This is a genomic window from Pseudomonas sp. 65/3-MNA-CIBAN-0223 (assembly GCF_040310425.1).
In the GTDB taxonomy this organism is placed as follows: domain Bacteria; phylum Pseudomonadota; class Gammaproteobacteria; order Pseudomonadales; family Pseudomonadaceae; genus Aquipseudomonas; species Aquipseudomonas gregormendelii.
This window is the reverse complement of sequence record NZ_JBEOPV010000307.1, coordinates 1-244: the sequence shown is the minus strand read 5'-3', so window position 1 is coordinate 244 and position 244 is coordinate 1. Positions and strand designations below refer to the sequence as shown.

Below are 244 nucleotides of genomic sequence, written 5' to 3'. Positions count from 1 at the left end.
GTGCTGCAGCCGCGCCTCAACTTGACCTTCCGCCTGATCCAGCCGAGACCGACTTGATGAGCACCGACGAGAAACTGATCGATTTCAGCGCCGAGCGCGCCCGGCGCATTCATGACCTCAACGACAAGCGGCTCGAGGACATGCGCAAGACCTTCGAGCAGGTCCTGCCGCTTGGCAAAACGAAGAAGAAAGGCAAACGATCGACCAAGAAGCGCTAATCCTCCGATAACGCCCCCGCTGCAGC

1 protein-coding gene is annotated in these 244 nt (G+C 59.8%); it reads left to right on the top strand.

What is annotated here, in order from left to right:
- A partial coding sequence (locus AAEZ09_RS29000; protein WP_350601766.1) for a hypothetical protein occupies window positions 1-218 on the top strand: 218 nt, incomplete at its 5' end.
- Window positions 219-244: the final 26 nt, after the last annotated feature.